Genomic DNA, 24,494 nt, shown 5'->3' with positions numbered 1-24,494 from the left:
GACGATCAGCCGCGCAGGCATCATCATTGCATGGCGGGCGGCGAGCGTGTAGGCGGGCATCTTCCGCCGATTCGAACCATGTCCGCCAGGCGAGAAAGGTTTTTCGTGACGATCGAGCCCGCTTCATCTCCGGCCCGGCCCGGGATTGATCGAGATCAGCTCGCTTGAAGAAAAACACCGGCCTATACAAACCCGTGCTTGACGCGACGGAGTACACTGGAGTTCACAGGAGCCCGGATCGGTTCTCATTCACGCCGTATCGTGAAGAGTCACGATTTTGCCGCCTTTGTATTGGCGAAGGCTAATATATAATGAGCGCCGCAGTTCGGGAATATGAGTGCAGTGTCGAAAGCGAGATCCCTATGGGCCATCATGTCGCCATCCTGATGGCAACACGGAACGGCGATCGCTTCCTTCAACAGCAACTCGAGACGATCGCCTATCAGGACGGGTCCACTCTCGACCTCTGGATATCCGACGACGGGTCGGCGGACCGAACGCCGCGGATTCTGGGACGTCTCGAAAAATCCTGGGAGCGTGGCGAGGTTCACGTGCAGGACGGTCCGCAGGGCGGGTTCGCGGAGAATTTCCGCAGCCTCATCGTCTCGACCGGGAGCGAGGCCGACTACTTCGCCTTCAGCGACCAGGACGACATCTGGGAGGAAGGCAAGCTCGCCGCTGCACTTTCCTGGCTGACCGCCCAGGATCCCGCGCGGCCGTCGCTGTTCTGCACCCGCACGCGGCTCATCGACGAGAGCGGCGAAACGATCGGTTATTCCCCGCTTTTCCGGCGCGAGCCGTGCTTCCGCAATGCCATGGTCCAGAGCATCGCGGGCGGCAACACCATGGTCATGAATCGCGCCGCGTTCACAGTCGTCCAGGCCGCATCCAGGCGGGCCGCCTTCGTCAGCCACGACTGGTGGTGCTATCAGGTCGTCACGGGGATCGGCGGTACGGTCCATTACTCCGCCACGCCGGGGCTCGGCTACCGGCAGCACGGCGCCAACCTCGTCGGCGACAACAGCACCTGGAGGGCGCGCTACGACCGGGTCCGGCGCATCGCGGCCGGGCGGTTTCGGAACTGGAACACGATCAACATCAAGGCGCTCGAGGCGATCGCCGACATGCTGACTGACGACGCGCGCGAGGTCCTCTCGAACTTCAAGCAAGCCCGCGAGGGGACCGTCGGCAACCGCCTGGCCGCGCTGCGCCGTTCGGGCGCGCACCGGCAGAGGGCCGTCGAGCAGACAATGCTCTACCTCGCCTGTGCGATGGGGAAGCTCTGACCGACGCTCTGAAGCTCCTCGGATAATCAGGCCATCGGGAGGCGAGTGAATCGCGCATTGGAGGGTGGTACGGGCGGCCGGACTCGAACCGGCACGGGGTTGCCCCCTACGGATTTTCGTACCAGCTACGGCTTTCGCCGCCGCCCCGAAGGGCGTTTGTGGTCTGGACTATCCCTTCACCGTGCCCCGCGGGAGCGGGGGGTAGGTGCTGCCCGTCTAGTCTCTACACCTTCCCGAGGACCCTCGGGCTTGGCTCGGGATCGCCATCTGACAGGTTTCCCCGACTTTGAGCAGTTCTGCATCGCCGGTTTCCCGGCGAGCACTCAAGCCTCCGCGCAAGTCCGTTGCGTCTACCATTCCGCCACGCCCGCGTGTGCCCAGAGGCTTAATGGGTGGGACGCGGATAGCCAAGCGGAAATGCGCGCGGAACGTGTCTCCCCAGCGGCCGGCCGGCCACGCGATCTTCAAGCGAAGGCGCGATCGGCGATGCGGCGGATGAAGGCGGCGACCTTCTCGGCCTCCACGAACTGCGGCATGTGGCCGATGCCGTCGAGAATCTCGATCTCGATGCCCTCGATCTTGCCCTGCATCGACAGGCCGTGCTGGGTGTGGTTCAGGACACGGTCGCGGCTGCCAAACAGAACGCCGACCGGCATGCGGACCTCTCCATAGCGGCCGACCTGCTGCGGCAGGTCCTGCTCCACCGCCACGAGATCGGAGGAGGTGGCGTGGAAATGGCTCGGGCGCAGGCCGAGATAGCCGCCGCCGGCGATCGCATAGTCGGCCGGCACCGGCTGGGGTCCGAAGACGAAATCAAGCGTCTGCTGCGCGTTCTTCAGCGAGGCCGGCACGGCCAGCGTACCGGCGATCACGCGCCGCATGAGCGGCGAGCGGATGTAGAGGCCGCCGAATTCCTTCGGCGGCGTCGGGATGAAGTGGGTGAGGGGGGAAATCAGCGCCAGCCCCGAAATCTTCTCCGGATGGTCGAGCGCCACGCGGAGCGCGATCGCGCCGCCGAGCGAGTGGCCCACGAGAAGCGGTTTTTCAAGTCCGAGCGCGTCGATGAATTTCGCGATGAGTTCGGCCTGCTCCGGAATGCGCGCGCCGCTGGAGACGCGCGTGGAATAGCCCGAACCGGCACGATCGATAGCGACGAGACGGTAGCCGTCACCGATGGCGGGAAAGAGCGGATGGCGGAAATGGTGCAGCTGTCCGCCGAGCCCGTGCACGAACAGGATGGGCCGGCCGGCGCCCTGGTTGACATAGTGGATGCGGTCGCCGCCGATCGAGATGGTCTTTCCGGCCATCGGAATCTGGCTTTCGGAGCGCGCCGCGATCCTCCCCGAAGCCAGCATGTTCCAGCCGAGCCATCCGAGGACGGCCAGAAGGGCAGCGAGCAGGACATAGAACAGCACGGCCATAGGCTCTGTCTCCAGGCTGGGCGCCGGCGCGGCACGGGGTCGATGAACCAAGCTCTGCCTTGCCGGGGCGCCGAGATCAATAGCCTGATCGCGCGCGCGGTGACGGCCAAGCGGAGGCAAGATGGCCCGGCGGTATATCGCCAGACCGTCCGGATCGCAGGTTAACACTCACCCGGAGGTGCGAGCCAGACGACGGTTCGTGCCCGGTATGCTCGCGGAGGGAATTCGCCGATGCCCCAACTCCGGCCTCATTGAGCCTTAGAATCGAGACCGATCGAAGAGGAGGCATTTCGTGCTCGGGAAAGTGTCGGCGGCAGCGGCGATCCTCGTCGCCGCGGTCTGGGCCTGGAACACGACGCTGCTGGCAACTGTGCCGGAGGCAGGCGAGATCAAGCTCCTGTCCCACCGGGGCGTCCACCAGACATTTGCGTCCGAAAACCTCGAGAACGACACCTGTACGGCGAAACTCATCGAGCCTCCGACACATGAGTACCTGGAGAACACAATGCCTTCCATGCGCGCCGCACTGGACTATGGCGCCGACGTCGTGGAACTCGACGTCCATCTGACGCCGGACGGCAGTTTCGCCATCTTCCACGACTGGACCCTCGACTGCAGGACGGATGGATCCGGCATCACCCAGGAAACGGAGATGGCAAGGCTGAAGGAGCTGGACATCGGGTACGGTTACACGGCCGATGGCGGCAAGACCCATCCGTTCAGGGGCAGGGGCGTCGGGCTGATGCCGTCTCTCGAAGAGGTTTTGCTGGCGTTTCCGGAAGGCCGCTTCCTGATCAATTTCAAGAGCGAACGGCCGGAAGAGGCGGTCGCCCTCGCCGATATGCTGAACAGCCATCCGGAGTGGCAGGAGGCGATTTTCGGGGTGTATGGCGGCGGCGTCCCGACGCGCGAGACCCTTCGCCTCGTCAAGGGGTTGCGAGGCTACGACAAGAGGGCGGTGGTTTCCTGCCTCGCCCAGTATCTGACTTATGGATGGACGGGTATCGTTCCCCGGGCGTGCTCCGACACCCTGGTGATCGTGCCGGCGAACTATGCCTGGATGATGTGGGGCTGGCCGTACCGATTCTCCGAGCGCATGCGCGATGCCGGTAGCGAAGTTATCCTGCTCGGCCCCTATGGCGGCGGCGGATTCACCTCGGGGATCGATGATCCCTCACAGGTAGACTTCGTTCCCGAGAGATTCGACGGCTACGTCTGGACCAATCGAATCGAGATTATCGGACCGCTCCTGAGCCGAGACTGAACCTGCAGCAACCGGAAGCGACGGGGCCCGCGGGCGTTACTGCCGGGGTCATGGTATCCGGTAGACCGCGACCTTCGGGGGCAGCCGGTTGGCCACCCCCTTCGCGTCCGAACGACGGGGAGCTGTGTATCGCGGCCACCCAGCCGCGCTACGCTCAACCGTGCAGCTTGGCGGTGATCTCTGCCACGCGCTTGCCCTGGAACTTCGCGCCTTCGAGCTCCTGCTCGGAAGGCATGCGCGAGCCGTCGGTGTTGGAGGTCGTTGTCATGCCGTAGGGCGAACCGCCGCGCACGACGTCGTTGCCGGACTGGCCCTGATATGCGTAGGACAATGGCACGATCACCATGCCGTGGTGCTGGAGCGAGACCTGGGCGGAGATGATCGCGAACTCCGCGCCGCCGTGCTGCGTGGCCGTCGAGGACATGACCGAGGCGACCTTGTTGACCAGCGCCCCCTTTGCCCAGAGCGGCCCGGTCTGGTCGAGAAAGTTCTTCATCTGGGCCGACATTGCGCCGTAGCGCGTCGAGATGCCGAAGATGATGGCGTCGTAATTCTCGAGTTCCAGGGGATCGGCGATCGGGGCTTCCTGGTCGAGCTTGTAGTAGGCGGCCTTCGCCACCTCGACCGGCACGAGTTCGGGAACACGCTTGATGGTGACGTCGGCGCCGGCTTCCCGGGCGCCATCAGCGGCGGACTTCGCCATCGCTTCCATGTGTCCCCAGCTGGAATAATAAAGCACGAGTACTTTCGCCATGAGAATTCTCCTTCGACGGTGGTGTCGTTTTGAATGATGCGGCCGGCGGACCGGAGTGGCCGCAATCGCCCGATCCACCTGATCTAGGGCACGTGGCCGTCAACAGGAACGGCCCATCGGGCGCACAGTTCGTTCACAGATCGAGCGCCATTGCCGTCGGCCGGTGCCGGCTGTATGTCGGTTCGTCCCGCCGCGAGGAGCCGTCATGACCGACATCGTCACCGCCGCCATGATCGTCATCGGCGACGAAATCCTGTCCGGCCGGACGAAGGACAAGAACATCGGCCACCTCGCCGACATCATGAGCGCGATCGGCATCGACCTGAAGGAAGTGCGTATCGTTCCGGACGAGGAAGACGAGATCGTCGCGGCGGTGAACACGCTGCGTGAGCGCTACACCTACCTCTTCACCACCGGCGGCATCGGGCCGACGCATGACGACATCACCGCCGATTCGATTTCGAAGGCTTTCGGTGTGCCGTGCGAATACGACAGCCGGGCCTATGCCATGCTGGAGGAGAACTACGCCAAGCGCGAGATGGAGTTCACCGAAGCCCGCAAGCGCATGGCGCGCATGCCGCGCGGCGCCGAGCACATCGACAATCCGGTCTCGCTGGCGCCCGGCTTCCGGATCGGAAATGTCCACGTCATGGCAGGCGTGCCTGCGATCTTCCAGGCGATGCTCGACAACGTCGTGCCGACACTGAAGACGGGTGCGAAGCTGATTTCGGCGACCGTCCACTGCCCTTATGGCGAGGGCGTCATCGGCGACGCGCTGGGCAAGATCCAGAAGGAGCACCCGCAAACCATCATCGGCTCCTACCCGAAGTATCAGGACGGAACGTTCTGGACCGAACTCGTGGTGCGGGCCCGGTCGGAGGAAATCCTCGAGCCGGCGCGCGCGGCGATCGAACGGATGGTCGGGGGGCTGGCCGACACCTCCGCCGGCATCGGCGCGCCGCGCGTGACCCGCTGATCGTCCACAATTCTGTCGCGCCGAGAATTGCGCTATGGTGCTCGTCGCGTTGGGGGCGAGGAGTGAAGGCCATGGGCTACAAGACGATCGTTGCGGTGCTGCAGGACGAGAAGGGCGCCACCGCGGTGCTCGACGTGGCCGTCGCCCTTGCCGGCGATTCGCAGGGCCATCTGGTCGGCGTGCATGCCGAACCGCTGCCGATGCCGATCGCATCGCCGATGGGTTTTCCGGACGCGACCATCATCGGCGCAGGCGAGGACGTGAACCGTGACCGAGAGGAGAAGCTGGGCAAGCTTTTCGAGGAGCGGATGCGGCGCGAGGACGTCTCGTCCGAATGGCGGTCGCTGCGGACGTTTTCGGGTGACAGTGCACTCTCGGCACTCGAGAGCGCGCGTTGCGGCGACATCGTCGTGGCGGGCAATGCACAGGGCGACGGCGGCGCGCCGGACATCGACACGCTGATCCAGAGCGCCGGCCGCCCCGTGCTGATCGTGCCGAGCGAGCGGCCGGCGAACGTGCGGGCAAAGCGGGTCATGCTCGCCTGGAACGGATCGCGCGAGGCCGCGCGCGCCGCATTCGACGCGTTGCCCTTCATGCTGGCGGCCGAGGAGACGATCGTGCTGACCGTCAATCCGGCCGCGCGGTCGGTCGATCCGGGCGCGCGTCCCGGCCACCAGATCGCCGCGGCGCTGGCGCGTCACGGCGCCACGGTGACGGTGGAGGACGCGAGTTCCGGCAAGGGATCTGTCGCCGAAGCGATGTCGCGAGTGGTGGAGGACAGGAAAGCGGACCTGCTCGTGCTGGGCGCCTTCAGCCACTCGCGGTTCAAGGAAATGTTCTTCGGCGGCACGACCCGTTCCATCATCGACAAGCCGCCCTGCCTGACGCTGATGGCCCGCTGATCAGTCAGGCAGCGATGCGATCCACTCGGTGATCGCCTTGGCAACCATGTCGTTGTTGGAGGGCGACAGCGCGTCGCCGGCGATGACGTGGTTGGACGGGTCGTCGCTCCTTTCCACCGCGAGGATCTCGTGCGCAGCGCCCCAACGTTCGGCGATAGCGCGCGTGACCTCGGGCCGCACCACCTGGTCCTTGTCGGAAAAGATGAAGAGCGCCGGGACGTCGATCGTCCCGACCGGCGCGGAGGCGGCCATGTCGACGATCGCGGCCATGGGAAGCGTCGCCTCGATCGGATAGCGCGTCGTCCAGTAGCGCCGCTGCGCCTCGTTGGCCGGCTCGAAGCCACGCTCGCTGCCCGCGACCAGCCGGGCGATCTGCAATCCCCACGGACCGGCGAGCAATCCCGCACCTGCAGCCTGGACGCCGAAATTCGGCGAGATCATCACCAGCCCGGCCATCTGGTCGCGGAACTCCGGCCGGGTCGCAGCCCATGTCGCGATGGAACCGCCCGTGGAAACCGCGATAACGACGACCTTCTCGCCGATGGCATGGCCGACCGCGAGAGCTTCGGCGAAGTCGTTGACCCAGGCGTTGACGGAGGCTTCAGCCATGGCCGGGCCGTCACGGCCGTGGCCGGTCAGGCGCGTGTAGAAGAGGTTGGCGCCGAGGGCCTTCGCGACCTCGTCGGGGACCGGGCGGATCTCGTACTTCGAAGCCGAGAAGCCATGGACGTAGACGATCGCGAGCGGCGTGCGAGCCCGGGAGGCCGGGAAGGCCCACACGACCTCCTTGGCATGACCCTCCCGGATGTCGGGAACGGCCGCCTCTCGCGACGCGAGCCAGGCTTCCAGATCGTAGCCGATCGCGGCCGGGTCGAAGGTCACGGTGGTGTCGCGTGACACACGCGGTCCCGCGAACCAGGCGACCGTCGCAGCTGCGGCAAGCACCAGGATGACGATCAGAACGACACCCACCCGTCTCATATGTCCTCGTGGCGATGAGCCCGGCGTGCGGGCCATGAACGATGATTTCTCCCGCTGGGATGTGCCATGGAAGCGGGCGGATGCGAAGCGGGCATGTCTCCTTTTTTCGCCCACGCCGCGCGGATCGGAAACGATCGTGCCGCCGGAGGCGAAATGGCGGAAAATCGCTCCTTGAAAGGCACGCCCGGGCTCCTTAGACCAAGGTTCGCCGCCACCAACAGCTTCGAGCGCGCCGCAGAGCGCGCCCAGGAAAAAGGAAATCCCATGTACCGCTCGGTGATCGACGCTATCGGCAACACGCCGCTGATCCGGCTCAAGCGGGCATCGGAGGAGACCGGCTGCGAGATCCTCGGCAAGGCCGAGTTCATGAACCCGGGACAGTCGGTGAAGGATCGCGCCGGGCTCTTCATCATCCGGGACGCGGAGAAGAAGGGGCTATTGAAGCCCGGTGGGATCATCGTGGAAGGGACGGCCGGTAACACCGGTATCGGCCTCACCGTGGTCGGCAAGGCGCTCGGCTACCGCACCGTTATCGTCATCCCCGACACCCAGAGCCAGGAGAAGAAGGATGCGCTGCGGCTTCTGGGCGCCGAACTGATCGAGGTGCCGGCGGTGCCCTACAAGAACCCGAACAACTACGTGAAGGTCTCGGGCCGCCTGGCCGAGCAGCTGGCCAGGACCAGCGGGAGCGGCGCGATCTGGGCGAACCAGTTCGACAACACAGCCAACCGGCAAGGCCACGTCGAGACGACGGCCGAGGAGATCTGGCGCGAAACCGACGGGAAGGTGGATGGTTTCGTCTGCGCCGTCGGCACCGGCGGGACGTTGGCAGGCGTCGCGGAAGGGCTCAAGGCCAAGAGCGGCGCGGTGAAGATCGCGCTCGCCGATCCGCTCGGGGCGGCACTCCATTCCTTCTACACCGAGGGCGTCCTGAAGTCGGAGGGCAGCTCGATCACCGAAGGCATCGGCCAGGGCCGTATCACCGCCAACCTCGAAGGCTTCGATCCGGATTTCTCCGTCCAGATCCCGGACGAGGAAGCCCTGCCGATCATCTTCCATCTCGTGCAGGAGGAGGGGCTCTGCCTGGGTGGATCGTCGGGCATCAACATCGCCGGCGCGATCCGGCTCGCCCGCGAACTGGGGCCGGGACATACGATCGTGACGATCCTGTGCGACTACGGCACGCGCTACCAGTCGAAGCTCTTCAATCCGGAATTCCTGCGCGACAAGAATCTGCCGGTTCCCGAGTGGATGGAGCGGACGCCCGACATTTCGGTCCCGTTCGAGGCGGTGGCGTGATGGCGGCTCCGACCGAGGCCCTGTTCCGCGAGGACGCCTATCTCTCCACCGCCGAAGGCACGGTCGTGGGGCTCAACGACCGTGGCGGGATCCTTCTCGACCGTACCAATTTCTACGCCACCTCCGGCGGACAGCCGGGCGATACGGGCTTCTTCGAGCGGCCCGACGGATCGCGTATCGCCATTTCCGGCACGATCACCGGCGAGACCAAGAACGAGATCGTCCACGTGCCCGCACCTGACCAGGCGCTTCCGGCGGTGGGCGAGACGCTCGTCCTCCACATCGACTGGGCGCACCGCTACAGACTGATGCGCATGCACACGGCCTGCCATCTGCTGAGCGTCGTGTGCCCGTTCCCGATCACCGGCGCGGCGGTGAGCGAGGATGATTCGCGGGTCGACTTCGACCTTCCGGACACGGGCGTGACGAAGGAAGGCGTGACGGAAGAGCTGATGAAGCTCGTTGCGGCCAACCACCCCATCTTCACGCGCTGGATCACCGAGGAGGAACTGAACGCCAATCCGGGCCTGGTGAAATCGAAGAACGTTCGCCCGCCGTTGGGCGCCGGGCGGATCAGGCTCGTGTGCATCGGCGAGAACGCGGTCATCGACAGCCAGCCCTGCGGCGGCACCCACGTCTCCGAGACCCAGGAAGTTGGCGAAATCCACATCGGCAAGATCGAGAAGAAGGGCCGCGAGAACCGCAGGTTCAGGATCAGGTTCGGGGCGATGCCGGCCAACTGAGCAGGCCTTGCCGAGAGGCGGCACGATTAAGTCGGGCAGACCCTTGATCTTCCGGTTGCGAAACCTCGATATGCGGGCGAACGACCGGGAGATACAAATGGCCTCCGACAGAACCGACTTCTTCGTCACCACCGAATGGCTCGCCGAGCACCTGAACGATCCCGGCCTGTCGGTCGTGGACGGGTCGTGGTACCTGCCGGCGCAGGGGCGGGACGCGAAGGGCGAGTACGAGGCGGGGCATATTCCGCGCGCGGTGTTCTTCGACCAGGATCTGGTGGTCGAGCCGGACTCGAAGCTGCCGCATACCCTGCCGTCGCCCGAGATCTTCGCGACTTTTGCCGGATCGATGGGAATTTCGCAGGACGACACGATCGTCGTTTACGACGGACCGGGCGTGTTTTCGGCGCCGCGCGTGTGGTGGATGTTCAAGGTGATGGGGGCGAACAAGGTCTTCATCCTGGAGGGCGGGATCGACCGCTGGAAGGCCGAGGGGCGGCTGGTGACCGCCAAGCCGACCAAGATTGCGTCGTGCCTGTTCGAGGTCGATTTTGACAGAGGGAAGGTGGCGTCGCTCGCGGAGATGCGGTCCGTGGTCGACGAGGGGACGGCGCAGGTCGTGGACGCGCGTCCGGCGGGCCGCTTCGAGGGAACCGATCCCGAGCCCAGGACCGGCATACGGTCCGGCCACATGCCGGGTGCCAGGAACGTGCCCGCGCTGGCGCTTTCGCGAAACGGCGCCCTGTTGCCGGCCGAAGAGCTGAAGGCCGCTTTCGAGCAAGCCGGGGTGGACCTGTCACGTCCCGTCGTCACTTCCTGCGGCTCCGGCGTGACGGCGGCGACGCTGGTTCTGGCGCTGAGCGCGCTCGGGCATGAAGACAACCGGCTCTACGACGGGTCCTGGACGGAATGGGGCAGCCGCGGCGATACGCCCGTCGTGACGGGAAAGGCGTAACCATGCACGGGCAACCCCGCATGCTGACCGCGCGCATCACGCATCTGGAGATGACGCAGAGACCGTCTCGCCGGGTACCGGCGCCGATGGGCAACGCGCTTGCGGTCATGCGCGCCGTAGAGATGCCGCTGCACTTCTACCGGTATCTCTACGAACAGGTGGGGCGGCCGCACCACTGGCAGATGCGCCGCACGATGAAGGACGCCGCGCTGGCTTCCGCGATCCACGCGAAGTCGACCGAGATCGAGGTGCTCTATGCCAACGGCAGCCCGGCCGGGTTCTTCGAACTCGACCTGTCGCGCCTGCCGCATCAGGCCGAGATCGAATATTTCGGGCTGGTGCCGGAGTTCCAAGGCAGGGGCCTCTCCCGCTTCTTCCTGTCATGCGCGATCTACGGCGCATGGGTCCACGATCCGCGCAGGGTCATCATCCAGACCAACTCGCTCGACAGCCCGCGCGCGCTGCAGCTCTACCAGAAGATGGGCTTCGTTCCCGTTGCCTGGTCGGAGGAGCAGATCGAGGCGTGGGACTAGCTACCCGGGCATTTGGCCAACCCGGCCGATGCGGGTTTCGGGTGGCCGGCCGCTATCCGTGCCGATAGATGGAGAGCCTCGTAAGACAGACGAGGTTCCCATGACGATCCGCTTCAGACCGCTTCCAACCGACGAAGTGCGCGCGCTTCAGGACGGTGCGCCGGATGCCTACGGCTTGCCGCCCGAGCGGCGCATCTCCGACGGCGACGGCGTGCCTTGCCGGCATTGCCTGAGAAACGTCGCCAAGGGCGAACCGTATCTCGTGCTCGCCTACCGTCCGTTTCCGGCCTTGCAGCCCTATGCCGAAACCGGTCCGATCTTCCTGCATGCGGAACGATGCGCGCCGGCCGCCCAAACGGACGTCCTGCCCGACCTCTTTAAGGCGACGCCGGACTACATCGTGCGCGGCTACGGCCATGACGACCGAATCGTCTACGGCACTGGCGGCGTGGTCGCCTCGAACCGCATCTGCCAGCGCGTGCATGAATTGCTGGCGCGGCCGGAGATCGCCTATCTGCACATGCGCTCGGCGCGCAACAACTGCTACCAGTGCCGCATCGACAGGGGCTGAGCGGTCGGCCGGAGCGGGCAAAGAAAAGCCCGCCGGTGGTGCGACCGGCGGGCGAGAATTCCGCGAGGGGAGGTGTCTCGCGGAAGATTCTTTTCGGGATCAGGCCGCTTTGAGCGCCGCCTGCGGCTCGGCCATCTCGTAGCCGAGAGCGTCGGCGACGGCGCGGTTGGTGATGCGGCCCTTGTGGACGTTGAGGCCATTGCGCAGGTGCGGATCGTCGACCAGGGCCTTCATGCCTTTGTCGGCGAGCTGGAGGCCGTAGTAGAGCGTGGCGTTGTTGAGCGCGTGGGCCGAGGTGACCGGAACGGCGCCCGGCATGTTGGCCACGCAGTAGTGGATGACGCCGTCGACCTCGTAGGTCGGCTCGGCGTGGGTGGTGGCATGCGAGGTCTCGAAGCAGCCACCCTGGTCGATCGCGACGTCTACCAGCACAGCGCCCTTCTTCATGCCCGACAGCATTTCGCGCGTCACCAGCTTGGGGGCCGCGGCGCCGGGGATGAGCACCGCGCCGACCACCATGTCGGCGGAGAAACACTCTTCCTCGAGCGCCTCGACGGTGGAATAGCGGGTGTGGACGCGGCCGTTGAAGATGTCGTCGAGCTGGCGCAGGCGCGGGATCGAACGGTCGATGATGGTGACGTCGGCGCCGAGGCCGACCGCCATCTTGGCCGCATGCAGGCCGACCACACCGCCGCCGATGACGGCGACCTTGCCCGGCAGCACGCCCGGAACGCCGCCGAGGAGCACGCCGCGACCGCCATTGGCCTTCTGCAGCGCGGTGGCGCCGGCCTGGATGGACAGGCGTCCGGCGACTTCCGACATCGGTGCGAGCAGCGGCAGGCCGCCGCGGTCGTCGGTGACGGTCTCATAGGCGATCGCGGTGACGCCCGAGGCGACGAGGCCCTTTGTCTGCTCCGGATCGGGGGCGAGGTGGAGATAGGTGTAGAGGAGCTGGCCTTCGCGCAGCTGCACCCATTCGCCCGGCTGCGGCTCCTTGACCTTCACGATCATGTCGGCCTTGGCGAAGACCTCCTCGGCCGTCTTGGCGATGGAGGCGCCTGCGGCGCGATAGGCATTATCGTCGGCGCCGATGCCGGCGCCCGCGCCGGTCTCGACCAGGACCTCATGGCCGTGCGCGACATATTCCCGAACCGAACCCGGCGTCAGGCCGACCCGGTATTCGTGGTTCTTGATCTCTTTCGGGCAGCCGACGCGCATGATTTCCTCCTCGGGACGGGCGAATTTGATGAATGCAACAATTAGAACACGGCTCGCGCCGAATGTGTTTGCGAAGATGGTTGTCCGGGCATCCCGTTTTCGCTAATAATTGCGGAAGGGAAGCGAAATCTCGAAGGAAATGGGGGCAATGGCGCTGGACAGGATCGATTTCGCCATCCTCGATACGCTGCAGAAGGACGGCCGGATCTCGAATTCCGCGCTCGCCGAGAAGATCGGCCTGTCGCAGTCGGCCTGTTCGCGGCGGCTGGACCAGCTGGAGAAGAGCGGCGTGATCGAGGGCTATCACGCGCGGCTGTCGAACGGGGCGCTGGGTCACAGGATGACGGCGATCGTGCACATCTCGCTCTCGGGACAGTTCGAGAAGTCGCTGGCCGAATTCGAAGCCGCGATCAAACGCTGCCCGAACGTGCTCTCCTGCCACCTGATGTCGGGCGAATACGACTACGTCGTGCGCATCGCCGCCAAGGATCTGGAGGACTACGAGCGCATCCACAAGGAATGGCTGACCGCCATGCCCCACGTCATCAAGATCAACTCGTCTTTCGCGTTGCGCGAGGTCGTCGACCGGACATCTATGGGGATCAGGCCCGAAACGGCCTGAGGGTCAGCCCGCCTTGCGGATCGGTGTCTCGGCGGACCGTGTGCTCATGTCCTGCGCGATGGAGCGTAGCCGGTTCGCCATCTCCGGCTGCATGTCTCGGGCCTGGGCGATGATCGAAGCGACTTCCTGATCGGCGTCCGCAGACATCTCACCGATGGGCAGGGGGCGTCCCAGAAGGAAGCCCTGCAGCTCGTTGCATCCGCTCATGGCGAGAATGGCGGCCTCCTCCACCGTTTCGACACCTTCCGCGACGACCTTCATCCTGAGGCCGCAGCCCAGCCCGACGATGGTATTGATGATGGCGCGGGCGTTTTCGGACGAGGTGAGTTCGCGCACGAAGGAGCGATCGATCTTGATGGTGTCGAAGGGGAAACGGCTGAGATAGCCGAGGGAGGAATAGCCGGTGCCGAAGTCGTCGAGGGCGATCGTGATGCCGAGCTGTTTCAACTGCTTGAGGATGAGACCGGCGCGGTTGTCGTCGTCGATCAGCACGCCTTCGGTGATCTCGATCTCGAGCCGTCCCGGCGCCAGCCCGGTTTCCTCCAGGATCGCGGCGACGCTCTCGACGAAGCTCTTCTGACGGAACTGGACGGGGCTGACGTTGACGCTGACGCGCGCTGCGCCGAACTCATTCTGCGCTGCGAGGCAGGCGGTGCGCAGCACCCAATCGCCGATGGCGACGATCTTGCCGCCCTGTTCGGCGATCGGAATGAAGTCCGCGGGGCTCACGAGGCCGCGTTCTGGATGCCGCCAGCGGACGAGGGCCTCGTAGGAGACGATGCGGCTCTGCTCGACGCTGACGCGCGGCTGGAAATGCAGTTCGAACTCGTCCCGTTCGAGCGCGAGGCCGAGGTCGGTTTCCAGCAGCTTGCGCTTTTCCAGGAAGGCGTCCATTCCCGGTTCGAACAGGCAGTAGTTGTTCCGGCCGGTGTTCTTGGCATGGTAGAGGGCGGTGTCGGCGCGCGAGACGAGCAGCGCGGGGTCGTTGCCATCGCGGGGACACAGGGCGACGCCGACGCTGGCGCCGACACGAACCGGGCGGCCGTCCTCCAGCGTGATCGGCTGGATCAGTTGCGTAACGACGCGGAAGGCGAAGTCCGCCGCCAGGTTTCCGAATGCCAGGCCGGACATCAGCACGGCAAACTCGTCGCCGCCCAGTCGCGCCACCGTGACGCCGTCGTTCCCCGCCAGGGCCAAGATACGGTCGGCGGACGTCTTGATCACGAGATCGCCGGCGGGATGGCCGTAGATGTCGTTGATGTCCTTGAAGCGGTCGAGGTCGATGAGCACGACGGCGCCCTGGCCGTTGGCGTCGCTGGCGCGTTTCGCCATCGAGGCGAGCCGTTCGTTGAACAGGGCGCGGTTCGGCAGACCGGTCAAGGGATCGTGCAGGGCGAGGTGGCGGATGCGGGCTTCCGCGTTCTTGCGCTCGCGCAGATCTACAAGGCAGCCGATGCGGGAGGGCTCGCCGCGATAGACGATCTCGCGACCGCGCAGTTCCATTGGAATCGAGGTGCCGTCGGCCATTACAATCTCGGCCTCGTAGGGATCGGCGACCGGCTTCAGCATCGCTTCGCGCACGGATGCACGATGTTGCGGAGCGAAGAGTTCGATGACGGGGCGACCGCGCAGCGTGGCGATAGGTTCGCCAAGAAGTTCCTCGAGCTTGACGTTTCCGTCGACGATCCGGCCGTCCTGGAGGATCCAGATCGCCTCGAAGGTCGCGGCGGCCAGCGCGGACAGGCGCTCCGCTTCCTCGGCGTCGCGCATCATCGACTTGGCTCGGGCGCGCGCGGCTTCCTCGGCCTGAATGTTTTCCATGAGGTCGTTGAACAGGCGGGTCAGGGTTTCGGACTCGTCGCCGGGCTTCAGTTCGAGCCGCATGTTAAGATCCGCATTGCCGCTGACCAGCGTCTGGAGCGCGCGTTCGACGTGCACGACCCCCATGCGCGTGCCGTGCTCGGCCTCGTTGAGCCCGATCAGCTCGGCTTCCCGCGTGACGCGGATGGGGAAGTAGCGGTTCAGAGTCCAGAAGAAGGCGTAGCCGGTTCCGAAGGTCCAGAAGAAGTTGACCGTCACCGCCGTCACCTGAACCTGCAACTGGTCCCACCGGGAGGCCAGCGGCAGGTTCTCGAGCGGCGCCAAGAGCGCGAGGCCGATGGTTCCGGCCATTCCGGCAAAGCCATGGACGCCAATCGCGCCGACAGCGTCGTCAATCCCGAGTTCGTTCTCGAGGACGCTGTTGCCCCATATGGCCGCCAGTCCGCCGATGAGACCTATCGCCAGCGCACCGAAAGGATCGAGCACCATGCAGCCGGCGGTGACTGCGACGAGCCCGCCGAGCATCCCGGAGAGCGTCTGCTCCGGAAGCACGACGCCGTCCTTGTACCAGCCGACGACATAGCCGGCGAGACCGCCCGTGCCGGCGGCCAGGACGGTGTTGGCGATGATATGGGCGATCGCCGGCTTTACCCCGATCGTCGAGCCGCCGTTGAAGCCGATCCATCCCACGAACAGGACAAACGCACCGGCAGCCGCCAAGACGGGGCTGTGCCCGGCAATGCGTATCGGCTTTCCGGCACTGTCGAACCGGCCGAGCCGGGGTCCCAGCACGAGACATGCCGCCAGCGCCACCCAGCCACCGGTCGCATGAACGACGGTGGAGCCGGCGAAATCCACGAAGCCCATGTTCGCCAGGAACGCGGATGAATTGGGGGTGACGGCATTGCCCCAGGCCCAGTGGACGAAAACCGGATAGATGACCCCCGCGACGACCGCTGCGCAGAGCAGGTAGGAGACGAGGCGCATCCGCTCGGCGACCGCGCCCGAGACGATCGTGGCCGCCGTTCCACAAAACATGACCTGGAAGACGAAGAAGCCGACGTGCCAGGTATCGAGCGATCCGAGGAAGAGGAAGTCGCCATCGATACCGAAGGGCCAACCATTGCCGGAAGCGAAGGCGATCATGAAACCGACGGCGCTGAAGGCTATGACCGAAACGGCGAAGTCCAGAAGGTTCTTCTGCGCGACGTTGATGGAGTTTTTCGAGCGGACCATCCCGGCTTCGAGGAGCAGGAAGCCGAGCTGCATCATCAGGACGAGACTGGCTGCCAGCAGCGTCCAGACGAGATCGAGATTCTTCTGGAGCGTTTCCAGCGTCAGCTCCGCCGCCGACGCCGGGGCAGCCGCCGCCAGCATAAAGATCATCGTGGAGACCGTGCGGAAACCCGCGACCGCAGAAGCGCCAACCGTCATTGCCCTTGCCCCATGCCACCCGCGGCAAGATTAGCGGATTCGGATTAACCAAGGGTGTATCGCAGCGCAGCACGACTGCCTTTATGTTGCGGAAATTGCACAGAAAAATGGCATCTGCGCGCCGATCGAACGGGCGCGCGCCGCTTGTGCCGTCTCCCTGGGTCGCCAGGCAGTTCTCAATCGTTCGGCAAATTTCCGTCGCCCGTCCGTCCGGCGCCGCGTCGCGTCAGGATGACTTCGCGGTGGGGGTAGGGGATCTGGACGCCGTTCTCCTTGAACGCGTCCCACAGGGCAAGCAGCACCTTGCCCCTGACGTTGGTGAGGCCCTGCTGGGGATCGTGGATCCAAAAGCGCAGGACGAAATCGAGGGAGGATTCGCCGAAGCCGGTGAGCCAGCAGACCGGGCGCCTCGCGGCCTCGACGCGGCCGACGGTCATCGCCGCGTTGATGGCGAGTTCGGACACCACGTGCGGGTCGGCGTCGTAGGAAACGCCAAACGCCACGTCGAGGCGGACGAGTTCGTCGCTGAAGGACCAGTTGATGACCTGCTGGGTGACGAAGTCCTCGTTTGGGATGAGGTATTCGCGCCCGTCGCGCGTCACGACGGAGACGAAGCGGGCGCGAAGCTCCCTGATCCAGCCGAAGGTCTCGCCGAGCGAGATGGTGTCGCCGGGCTTGATCGACTTGTCCATGAGCATGATGACGCCCGAGATGAAGTTCGACACCACCTTCTGGAGGCCGAAGCCCAGGCCGACACCGACCGCGCCGGAAAAAACCGTCAGCGCCGTCAGGTCGACGCCGACGGCGGTCAGCGCACCGAGGCCGGCGATGATGATCAGGCCGAACTTGGCGACCTTGCCGATCAGCACCCGGATGGAGGGCGTCAGATCGGCCGATTTCTGGACCCGCTCGTCGAAGTAGTTGCCGACCACGGTGGCGATCCAGATGGCGGCGGTCAGAAGGACCGTGACCTTGACGACAGTGAGCACCGAGATCCGGGCCTCGCCGACCGGCATGGCGAGGCTGTCGAGGAAGAGCGCGGCGCGATCGTGGAGCCCGAGGATGGCGAGGGCGGCGTAGATCCAGACCATCCACGCGACGGCGCGCGCGGCGAGGCGATTGCGGATCACCCGCGAGAGGATGGCGACAACGACCCAGGTGAGCGCCAGCCACAGCGCGATGGCCAGAAGCCAACTGCGGCTCGGCCACGTCGCGGCGCGCATGACCGTGATCGCCACGAACATGAAAACGACGAACAGGATCCAGTCGGATCGGCGCATGGTCGCCACGACGACGCGGAGCAGACCGGGATGACCGCGGATGGAGCGTGCCCGGCTCTCGAGACGGGATTCGATCTTCCGGCCGAATACCTTCGCGGCGATGAAGAGGACAACGATCAGCGCGACCTGATACGCGAGCCAAGGGTCGGTCGCATACACCGCCCACCGATCGAGGTAGGCGGCAATTCGTTCGGCGATGGCCCCGACGTCCAGATCCATTCGTGGTCCCGTTCCTGCCGCAACCGCGGCGGGCCTGCTCTGCCGCCGCCCTGAGATACTTAGCGCGCGCCCGGCGGCGCGACAAACCGGCGCTGCCGCATCGTCATGAACGTGTCGTTTGAATCTGCTGGACTCGGAATGCTACCGGCGCGACAATTTCCGCTCGCAAAGCCGGCTCATCATCGGAATGTAGAGCGCTTCCAGGAGGCAACCATGTCCACCCTCATCCATCGCATGTCGCGGCGATCCTTCCTCTCGGGCGCGGCCGCCGTCGGCGGCCTCGTCGTGCTGCACCCGTTCGCGGCGCGCGCCCAGGCCAACCAGGCGCACCTGCGCATCATGGAAACGACCGACATCCACGTCCACGTCTATCCCTACGACTATTACGCCGACAAACCGAACGACACGATGGGCCTTGCCCGCACGGCATCGCTCATCGACGCGGTCCGCGCCGAGGCGGGCAACTCGATGCTGGTGGACAATGGCGACTTCCTGCAGGGCAACCCGATGGGCGACTACATCGCGTACGAGCGGGGCATGAAGGAAGGCGACACGCACCCGGTGATCGCGGCGATGAACGTGCTGGGCTACGACGTCGGCACGCTCGGCAACCACGAGTTCAACTACGGCCTGGACTTCATGTTCAACGTCGTGAACGGCGCGGGTTTCCCATGGGTTTGCGCCAACCTCACCAAGGGCCAGCTGGCCTCCGATCCGAAGGACGACGAACTGTTCTTCAAGCCCTACGTCATCCTCGAGAAGATGGTGAAGGATGGCGCAGGCAACGAAAGCCCGGTCAAGGTCGGCTTCATCGGCTTCGTGCCGCCGCAGATCATGGTGTGGGACGTCCGCCACCTAGAAGGCAAGGCGCAGACCCGCGACATCGTCGAGGCCGCCAAGGCCTGGGTGCCGGCGATGAAGGAGGAGGGCGCCGACATCGTCATCGCGCTCTCGCACTCCGGTATCGACGGCAGCGGCCCGGTGGAGCGGATGGAGAACGCCTCGCTCTATCTCGCGGGCGTCGAGGGCATCGATGCCGTCATGACCGGCCACCAGCACCTCGTCTTCCCCGGACCGAAATCCTGGGACGCGATCGAGGGCGTTGATCCCGTCAAGGGCACGCTGCAGGGCAAGCCGGCCGTGATGGGCGGATTCTGGGGGTCGCACATGGGCCTCATCGACCTCCTGCTCGAAAAGGACGGCAATAGCTGGCGCATCGCCGACTTCACCACCGAGGCGCGGCCGATCTACGAGCGTACCGAGGACCGCAAGATCGTCCCGCTGGTCGAGAGTAAGGAGGCGGTCCTCGCCGCGGCCAAGGACGAGCACGAGGCGACGCTCGAATACGTCCGCACCTCGGTCGGCCAGACCTCGGCGCCGCTGCATTCCTTCTTCGCGCTGGTTGCCGACGATCCGTCGGTACAGATCGTGAGCCAGGCGCAGACCTGGTACATCAAGGACATGCTGAAGGAGACCGAGTACAAGGACCTGCCGGTGCTTTCGGCGGCGGCGCCCTTCAAGGCCGGCGGCCGCGGCGGTCCGGAGTATTTCACCGAGGTGAAGGCGGGGGACGTGGCGATCAAGAACGTCGCCGACCTCTACCTCTACCCTAACACGGTCCAGGCTGTGGTGATCACCGGCGCGGACGTGAAGAACTGGCTGGAGATGTCGGCCGGCATGTTCAACCAGGTCGAGCCCGGCGCGACGGACGCCCCGCTGCTCAACACCGACTTCCCGTCCTACAATTTCGACATCATCGACGGCGTGACCTACGAGATCGACCTGTCGGAGCCGATGAAGTACGACAAGACCGGCGCGGTCATCAACGCGGACGCCAACCGCATCAAGAACCTCGAGTTCGACGGCAAGCCGATCGATCCGGAGCAGAAGTTCGTGGTCGCTTCTAACAACTACCGCGCCGGCGGCGGCGGAAACTTCCCGGGCATCACCAGCGAAAAGGTCGTCTTCGCCGCACCCGACACCAACCGCGACGTGATCGTGCGGTACATCATCGATCAGGGCACCATCAATCCGTCGGCCGACGCCAACTGGCATTTCGCCCCGTTGGAGAACACGACCGTGGTCTTCGAGACGGGACCGCGCGCCAAGGAGTACCTGAGCGACGTCAAGGGCGTGAACATCGAGCCGGCGGGCGAGGGCGCCGACGGATTTGCGAAGTACCGTATTACGCTGTAATTGCAGTCTTATCCGGATCGAGAAGGGGCCGCATGTCGCGGCCCTTTTTCCATTGGTCGGCGGAGAATTCACGGGAATAAAACGTGCAGGTTCGGTCGGTGGAGTTTTGCTCCCCTAAACATCCGGCAGCCGGCGTGGTCCCGGCCGATTAGGCTCAGTTGAACGCAGTTCTAAGAGGGCTCTTGCGGCAGAGGATATTCTTTCTTCCGTTGCTTCCGCGAGGTGCTGTTGCTTGATAGTATGGTTCCGTTCACGAACCCGAGGAGGTAGGGATGAACAGGATACTGTCGGCGATGTGCGTCGCGGCGATCACGCTCACCATGGGAGCGATGTCGCCTGCTTCCGCCATGTCCGTGCCTTCGAAGCCGAGCGTTTCGACCGTAGGCGCGTCGGACGGCGTCGTTAAGGTCGACTACAGGCGTTACGGTCAGCGTCGCCACTGGCGCAACCACGGTCCGCGGCATTACTACCGGCATCGGCACAATGATTTCGGGCCGATCGTCGGCAAGCTGGTTGCAGGCGCGATCATCTCCGGCATCATTGCGAGCCAGCAACCGGCGCCGGTCTATCGCCAGCGGTACTACCGCGGCTACGACGCCCATGCCGACTGGTGCCTGCGCCGGTACCGGTCCTACGACGTCCACTCCGACACGTTCCAGCCGTATCACGGCCCGCGCCGTTATTGCCGGTCGCCCTACCGGTAAGTTCCGGCACCAGCTTTTCGAGAAGATCGTGAAGCCTGGCCTTGGCCGGGCTTCGTCGCGTCGTGCCTGGATTGCATGAGGAAAACGGTGATTTCGTCGCGCACCGGCCCTGCGATGCGCTATAAACGGGCAAATCAGGGCCGACGGGGTATCGCAGTTGACGCATGACGTAACCAACCAGCCGCCGCTGCTGTCGGGCACGAATGCATGGCGCGGCGATCCTCTCCTGGTGCAACTGTCGGAAGACTTCTCCCCGGAAGTGCGCAAGGAGCTGGATTCGGTCGGCCGCTTCGTCATGTCGGCCGAAGCGCAGGATCTCGCCCGGCTCGCCAATACCGAAACGCCCAAGCTCAGGACGCACGACCGGCAGGGCCACCGGGCCGACCTGGTCGAGTTTCACCCCGCCTACCACGCGCTCATGCGGCGGTCGGTCACGACGGGCCTCCATTCATCGGTGTGGGAGAACGGCGAGCACGAAGCCGGCCGCCGCCACCAGGTGAGGGCGGCGCGCTTCTACATGACGGCCGAACTGGAATGTGGCCATCTCTGCCCGATCACGATGACGAACGCTTCGCTCGCGGCGCTGATGGCGGCGCCGAAGCTGTTTCGCGAGTGGGCGCCGCGGATCACCACGCGCAAGTACGATCCGGCGCAGAAGCCGCCGGTCGAGAAGGCCGGCCTGACGCTTGGCATGGGGATGACCGAGAAGCAGGGCGGCACCGACGTGCGCGCCAACACGACGCGCGCCGAGCGCACGGAAAGCGGCTTCTATCGGATCACCGGCCACAAATGGTTCATGTCGGCGCCGATGTGCGACGCGTTCCTGGTTCTTGCGCAGGCGCCCGAGGGGCTATCGTGCTTCCTGCTGCCGCGCATTCTTTCCAACGGCGACAATAACGGGTTCCGTTTCCAGCGGCTGAAGGACAAGCTCGGGAACCGCTCCAACGCCTCTTCGGAGGTGGAGTTCGCCGGTGCGATGGCGGAGATGGTCGGGGCGCCGGGCGCCGGGGTCAAGACGATCATGGACATGGTAACGCTGACAAGGCTCGACTGCGCGCTGGCGTCCGCGGGCATCATGCGGGCGGCGCTTGCGGAGGCGGTCCATCATACGCGGCATCGCATGGTCTTCGGCAACGTTCTGGTCGACCAGCCGATCATGCAGCGCGTGCTGGCGGACCTGGCGCTGGACGTCGCGGCCGCCACCGCGCTGGCCTTCCGCCTGGCGCGCGCCTTCGACCAAGCCGCCGAGGACCGGGCGGAGGCGGCGTTCGCGCGCGCCATGACGCCGGTCGTCAAATACTGGGTTTGCAAGATCTGTCCGAGCGTCGTCTACGAGGCCATGGAGTGCCTCGGCGGCAACGGCTACGTCGAGGAAGCGCCGCTGGCACGATACTTCCGCGAGTCGCCGCTGAACGCGATCTGGGAGGGTTCGGGCAACGTCATGGCGCTCGACGTGCTGAGGGTGCTGGTGCAGGCGCCGAGCCTCTTCAACGAGGTGATGGGCACGATCGAGCGGGATCTCGGCCCCAACGGCAAGGGGACGTCCGGAGTATTGCGGGCGGCACTGGAAGTGGCGCAGTCGGACGAGGGGTCGGCGCGCATCCTGACCGAGCAGCTTGCGCTTGCGGCCGCGGCGGCCGAACTGAAGCGGCTGGGAGCTGGGCGCATCGCCGATGCCTTCATGGAAACCCGGCTCGCCGGGCAGTGGCGCACGACCTACGGCATGCTCGATTCGCGCCACGACAGTCGCATGATCATCGACACGCTCTACCCCGAAGCGCTCTGATCGGTCCTGCCGACAGCGGCGCCGGGGAGGAAGACCGATCCGGCGCGCCTCAAGTTTTATCCAGATCGCAGGGATTTCGTTAACCTTAACGAATGGTTTCGTTTGCCCTGACCCGCCCACCGCTCCATCGTTGTCAGTGAAACGGAAGAGCGATGCGACGGATTATCGGCATATTCGTACCGGCCTACTGGATGGCCTTCTTCGGCCTCCTGGCGCTCGCCGCCATGGCCGAGGCGACCGGGGAGGTCTTCGCGATCTTCCAGGCGCTCAGCTTCCCGGGCGGTTTCCTCGGCAACGAGATCCCGGCGGGTCCGGTGCTTTCGACCGCGCTCGCCTTCGGCTTTTCGCTCACCTCCGTTCTGTTCCTTTGGATGATCGTCACCGCGATCGCGCAGATCCGCGGCTCCCAGCGGGAGAGCGACGAGATCGCGCGCACGGCGTTCGGCGTGGCGACGGCCATGATGACGGTCCTGCTCGCGATCGGGGCAATCTTCCTCGTGCGGGGGCTGTTCGCCTCGGCGTCGCTGCAGCTGCTCGCGTTGCTCGTTTCCTACATGGCCCTGCAGGCCGAGCAGCGCCGGACCGCCGATGCGCCGCGCGAGGTCGGCGACGCGGCGGAGATCACCGCACGCCTGATGGCGATCGGGGCGGCGCACAATTCCATGCTGACACGCTTCTCGCGTCGGCCAGGCAACAGGAACGAGGCATTCTGATGCGCTACATCCTGCTCTTCTGGGGCCTGCCGATGGGCACTTTCTGGGCCTGGTACTTCCTGTCGGTCAACGACATGAATTTCGGCATGCTCTTCTTCAGCCGCCAGATCCACGACCAGGTCTTCGACCTGTACGGTCATGTGCTCGGTATGGATCCGGCCTCGCTTCCGCCGCTTGTCGCGCGTGCGTGCGTGGTCGACACGGCGATCATCTTCGGCATCCTGGCCTTGCGCCGCCGGCGCGAGATCATCGGTTGGGCGCGGTCGCTGCGCCTGCGCTATCTCGAAGGCTCCGCGCCGAGCGCCTGAAGCCGGTCGAGAACGCCCTGGAGAATGAAGGCGGCGGCCGCCGAATCGATTCGGTCCCCCCGCTTGCGCCGCGACACGTCCATCGAGATCAGCACGCGTTCGGCGGCCACGGTGGACAGGCGCTCGTCCCAGAAGAGGAACGGCAGGTCGGTCAGGGGCTGCATGTTGCGCACGAATGCGCGGCTTGCCTGAACGCGGGGCCCCTCGCTGCCGTCCATGTTTACCGGCAATCCCATGACGACGGCCGCGCAGCCTTCCTTGCCGAGGGCGAGCAGCAGGCGCTGCGCATCCACCCCGAACTTCTTGCGCAGGATGACGGGGCGAGGATGGGCGAAGAGCAGCCCCCTGTCGGAGACGGCGAGGCCGATCGTCTTTTCCCCCAGATCGAGCGCGGCCAGCGTCGCTCCGCCCGTGAGCAGGCCGGGAAGTTCCTCGACAGAGATGATCGGCACGATGGGCTCTTTCGTTTCGGCGCCGTCGCGTTCTATCCTGACGGCAGCCATTCTCAAGG

At 65.4% G+C, this 24,494-nt stretch carries 22 protein-coding genes; 15 read left to right on the top strand and 7 right to left on the bottom strand.

What is annotated here, in order from left to right; translation table 11 throughout:
• Positions 1-362 precede the first annotated feature (362 nt).
• On the top strand, positions 363-1,286 hold the full coding sequence (locus BSQ44_RS15025; RefSeq protein ID WP_072605576.1) for a glycosyltransferase: 924 nt from the start codon (positions 363-365) through the stop codon (positions 1,284-1,286).
• A 464-nt stretch (positions 1,287-1,750) separates the two neighbouring features.
• On the opposite strand, the gene BSQ44_RS15020 is transcribed toward BSQ44_RS15025, so the two are convergent.
• The gene (locus BSQ44_RS15020; RefSeq protein ID WP_072605574.1) at positions 1,751-2,707 is read right to left on the bottom strand and encodes an alpha/beta fold hydrolase; all 957 of its coding nucleotides are present in this window, start codon (positions 2,705-2,707) and stop codon (positions 1,751-1,753) included.
• 292 nt (positions 2,708-2,999) lie between these two features.
• Between BSQ44_RS15020 and BSQ44_RS15015 the strand changes: the two genes are divergently transcribed.
• The gene (locus BSQ44_RS15015; RefSeq protein ID WP_072605572.1) at positions 3,000-3,971 is read left to right on the top strand and encodes a glycerophosphodiester phosphodiesterase family protein; all 972 of its coding nucleotides are present in this window, start codon (positions 3,000-3,002) and stop codon (positions 3,969-3,971) included.
• A gap of 154 nt (positions 3,972-4,125) precedes the next feature.
• Here BSQ44_RS15015 and wrbA read toward each other — a convergent pair whose 3' ends face one another.
• Positions 4,126-4,725: an NAD(P)H:quinone oxidoreductase gene (wrbA, locus tag BSQ44_RS15010; protein ID WP_072605570.1), complete on the bottom strand. Its 600-nt coding sequence runs from the start codon at positions 4,723-4,725 to the stop codon at positions 4,126-4,128.
• 205 nt (positions 4,726-4,930) lie between these two features.
• Between wrbA and BSQ44_RS15005 the strand changes: the two genes are divergently transcribed.
• Both BSQ44_RS15005 and BSQ44_RS15000 read left to right on the top strand, forming a co-directional pair.
• A complete protein-coding gene (locus tag BSQ44_RS15005; RefSeq protein ID WP_072605568.1) occupies positions 4,931-5,701 on the top strand; it encodes a competence/damage-inducible protein A in 771 nt (256 codons plus the stop codon).
• A 71-nt stretch (positions 5,702-5,772) separates the two neighbouring features.
• Entirely contained in the window at positions 5,773-6,603 is an 831-nt protein-coding gene (locus tag BSQ44_RS15000; RefSeq protein ID WP_072605566.1) for a universal stress protein, read from the top strand.
• Here the strand turns inward: BSQ44_RS15000 and BSQ44_RS14995 are convergent, their stop codons facing one another.
• Positions 6,604-7,584, bottom strand: coding sequence for an alpha/beta hydrolase (locus BSQ44_RS14995; protein ID WP_114579978.1), 981 nt, complete (start codon positions 7,582-7,584; stop codon positions 6,604-6,606).
• 264 nt (positions 7,585-7,848) lie between these two features.
• Between BSQ44_RS14995 and BSQ44_RS14990 the strand changes: the two genes are divergently transcribed.
• The 5 genes from BSQ44_RS14990 to BSQ44_RS14970 all read left to right on the top strand — a co-directional run bounded on the left by BSQ44_RS14990 (position 7,849) and on the right by BSQ44_RS14970 (position 11,682).
• On the top strand, positions 7,849-8,883 hold the full coding sequence (locus BSQ44_RS14990; protein WP_072608084.1) for a cysteine synthase A: 1,035 nt from the start codon (positions 7,849-7,851) through the stop codon (positions 8,881-8,883).
• Positions 8,883-9,626 (top strand): alanyl-tRNA editing protein, encoded by a 744-nt coding sequence (locus tag BSQ44_RS14985; protein ID WP_072605564.1) that lies wholly within the window; start codon positions 8,883-8,885, stop codon positions 9,624-9,626. The genes BSQ44_RS14990 and BSQ44_RS14985 overlap by 1 nt, the downstream gene beginning before the upstream one ends.
• Before the next feature lie 97 nt (positions 9,627-9,723).
• The gene (gene sseA, locus BSQ44_RS14980; RefSeq protein ID WP_072605562.1) at positions 9,724-10,578 is read left to right on the top strand and encodes a 3-mercaptopyruvate sulfurtransferase; all 855 of its coding nucleotides are present in this window, start codon (positions 9,724-9,726) and stop codon (positions 10,576-10,578) included.
• 2 nt (positions 10,579-10,580) lie between these two features.
• Complete coding sequence (locus BSQ44_RS14975; RefSeq protein WP_072605560.1) at positions 10,581-11,111, top strand: GNAT family N-acetyltransferase; 531 nt, start codon at positions 10,581-10,583, stop codon at positions 11,109-11,111.
• Positions 11,112-11,211: 100 nt separating this feature from the next.
• Positions 11,212-11,682, top strand: coding sequence for a DUF1203 domain-containing protein (locus BSQ44_RS14970; protein WP_072605558.1), 471 nt, complete (start codon positions 11,212-11,214; stop codon positions 11,680-11,682).
• 99 nt (positions 11,683-11,781) lie between these two features.
• On the opposite strand, the gene ald is transcribed toward BSQ44_RS14970, so the two are convergent.
• Complete coding sequence (gene ald, locus BSQ44_RS14965; protein ID WP_072605556.1) at positions 11,782-12,900, bottom strand: alanine dehydrogenase; 1,119 nt, start codon at positions 12,898-12,900, stop codon at positions 11,782-11,784.
• Between the two features lie 148 nt (positions 12,901-13,048).
• Between ald and BSQ44_RS14960 the strand changes: the two genes are divergently transcribed.
• Positions 13,049-13,522, top strand: coding sequence for an Lrp/AsnC family transcriptional regulator (locus BSQ44_RS14960; protein ID WP_072605554.1), 474 nt, complete (start codon positions 13,049-13,051; stop codon positions 13,520-13,522).
• A gap of 3 nt (positions 13,523-13,525) precedes the next feature.
• Here the strand turns inward: BSQ44_RS14960 and amt are convergent, their stop codons facing one another.
• Both amt and BSQ44_RS14950 read right to left on the bottom strand, forming a co-directional pair.
• Positions 13,526-16,777, bottom strand: coding sequence for an ammonium transporter (gene amt, locus BSQ44_RS14955; protein ID WP_210187879.1), 3,252 nt, complete (start codon positions 16,775-16,777; stop codon positions 13,526-13,528).
• 176 nt (positions 16,778-16,953) lie between these two features.
• Entirely contained in the window at positions 16,954-18,276 is a 1,323-nt protein-coding gene (locus BSQ44_RS14950) for a mechanosensitive ion channel family protein (RefSeq protein WP_072605552.1), read from the bottom strand.
• A gap of 213 nt (positions 18,277-18,489) precedes the next feature.
• Between BSQ44_RS14950 and BSQ44_RS14945 the strand changes: the two genes are divergently transcribed.
• The 5 genes from BSQ44_RS14945 (at position 18,490) to BSQ44_RS14925 (ending at position 23,983) form a co-directional block, all read left to right on the top strand.
• Positions 18,490-20,472, top strand: a complete 1,983-nt coding sequence (locus tag BSQ44_RS14945) for a bifunctional 2',3'-cyclic-nucleotide 2'-phosphodiesterase/3'-nucleotidase (RefSeq protein WP_072605550.1) — start codon at positions 18,490-18,492, stop codon at positions 20,470-20,472.
• A 272-nt stretch (positions 20,473-20,744) separates the two neighbouring features.
• Positions 20,745-21,176, top strand: coding sequence for a BA14K family protein (locus BSQ44_RS14940; protein ID WP_072605548.1), 432 nt, complete (start codon positions 20,745-20,747; stop codon positions 21,174-21,176).
• Between the two features lie 157 nt (positions 21,177-21,333).
• On the top strand, positions 21,334-22,962 hold the full coding sequence (locus BSQ44_RS14935; RefSeq protein ID WP_072605546.1) for an acyl-CoA dehydrogenase family protein: 1,629 nt from the start codon (positions 21,334-21,336) through the stop codon (positions 22,960-22,962).
• Between the two features lie 152 nt (positions 22,963-23,114).
• On the top strand, positions 23,115-23,675 hold the full coding sequence (locus BSQ44_RS14930; RefSeq protein WP_072605544.1) for a hypothetical protein: 561 nt from the start codon (positions 23,115-23,117) through the stop codon (positions 23,673-23,675).
• Complete coding sequence (locus tag BSQ44_RS14925) at positions 23,675-23,983, top strand: DUF6105 family protein (protein WP_114579977.1); 309 nt, start codon at positions 23,675-23,677, stop codon at positions 23,981-23,983. Before BSQ44_RS14930 ends, BSQ44_RS14925 begins: the two co-directional genes overlap by 1 nt.
• Here the strand turns inward: BSQ44_RS14925 and ruvX are convergent.
• Positions 23,953-24,486 carry a Holliday junction resolvase RuvX gene (gene ruvX, locus BSQ44_RS14920; protein ID WP_418202140.1) on the bottom strand — a complete coding sequence of 178 codons (534 nt, stop codon included), beginning with the start codon at positions 24,484-24,486 and terminating at the stop codon, positions 23,953-23,955. The two genes, BSQ44_RS14925 and ruvX, sit on opposite strands and share 31 nt — an antisense overlap.
• Positions 24,487-24,494 lie beyond the last annotated feature (8 nt).

The organism is Aquibium oceanicum, assembly GCF_001889605.1.
In the GTDB taxonomy this organism is placed as follows: Bacteria; Pseudomonadota; Alphaproteobacteria; order Rhizobiales; family Rhizobiaceae; genus Aquibium; species Aquibium oceanicum.
Note: the sequence above shows the minus strand (reverse complement) of the source record. Positions and strands in the feature narration are given on the sequence as shown.

Bases quoted from the DNA above. Each gene is read 5' to 3' on its own strand.
- BSQ44_RS15025 (WP_072605576.1), top strand. From the start codon at position 363: ATGGGCCATCATGTCGCCATCCTGATGGCAACACGGAACGGCGATCGC.
- BSQ44_RS15020 (WP_072605574.1), bottom strand. From the start codon at position 2,707: ATGGCCGTGCTGTTCTATGTCCTGCTCGCTGCCCTTCTGGCCGTCCTC.
- wrbA (WP_072605570.1), bottom strand. From the start codon at position 4,725: ATGGCGAAAGTACTCGTGCTTTATTATTCCAGCTGGGGACACATGGAA.
- BSQ44_RS15005 (WP_072605568.1), top strand. From the start codon at position 4,931: ATGACCGACATCGTCACCGCCGCCATGATCGTCATCGGCGACGAAATC.
- BSQ44_RS15000 (WP_072605566.1), top strand. From the start codon at position 5,773: ATGGGCTACAAGACGATCGTTGCGGTGCTGCAGGACGAGAAGGGCGCC.
- BSQ44_RS14995 (WP_114579978.1), bottom strand. From the start codon at position 7,584: ATGAGACGGGTGGGTGTCGTTCTGATCGTCATCCTGGTGCTTGCCGCA.
- BSQ44_RS14990 (WP_072608084.1), top strand. From the start codon at position 7,849: ATGTACCGCTCGGTGATCGACGCTATCGGCAACACGCCGCTGATCCGG.
- BSQ44_RS14985 (WP_072605564.1), top strand. From the start codon at position 8,883: ATGGCGGCTCCGACCGAGGCCCTGTTCCGCGAGGACGCCTATCTCTCC.
- sseA (WP_072605562.1), top strand. From the start codon at position 9,724: ATGGCCTCCGACAGAACCGACTTCTTCGTCACCACCGAATGGCTCGCC.
- BSQ44_RS14975 (WP_072605560.1), top strand. From the start codon at position 10,581: ATGCACGGGCAACCCCGCATGCTGACCGCGCGCATCACGCATCTGGAG.
- BSQ44_RS14970 (WP_072605558.1), top strand. From the start codon at position 11,212: ATGACGATCCGCTTCAGACCGCTTCCAACCGACGAAGTGCGCGCGCTT.
- ald (WP_072605556.1), bottom strand. From the start codon at position 12,900: ATGCGCGTCGGCTGCCCGAAAGAGATCAAGAACCACGAATACCGGGTC.
- BSQ44_RS14960 (WP_072605554.1), top strand. From the start codon at position 13,049: ATGGCGCTGGACAGGATCGATTTCGCCATCCTCGATACGCTGCAGAAG.
- amt (WP_210187879.1), bottom strand. From the start codon at position 16,777: ATGACGGTTGGCGCTTCTGCGGTCGCGGGTTTCCGCACGGTCTCCACG.
- BSQ44_RS14950 (WP_072605552.1), bottom strand. From the start codon at position 18,276: ATGGATCTGGACGTCGGGGCCATCGCCGAACGAATTGCCGCCTACCTC.
- BSQ44_RS14945 (WP_072605550.1), top strand. From the start codon at position 18,490: ATGTCCACCCTCATCCATCGCATGTCGCGGCGATCCTTCCTCTCGGGC.
- BSQ44_RS14940 (WP_072605548.1), top strand. From the start codon at position 20,745: ATGAACAGGATACTGTCGGCGATGTGCGTCGCGGCGATCACGCTCACC.
- BSQ44_RS14930 (WP_072605544.1), top strand. From the start codon at position 23,115: ATGCGACGGATTATCGGCATATTCGTACCGGCCTACTGGATGGCCTTC.
- BSQ44_RS14925 (WP_114579977.1), top strand. From the start codon at position 23,675: ATGCGCTACATCCTGCTCTTCTGGGGCCTGCCGATGGGCACTTTCTGG.
- ruvX (WP_418202140.1), bottom strand. From the start codon at position 24,486: ATGGCTGCCGTCAGGATAGAACGCGACGGCGCCGAAACGAAAGAGCCC.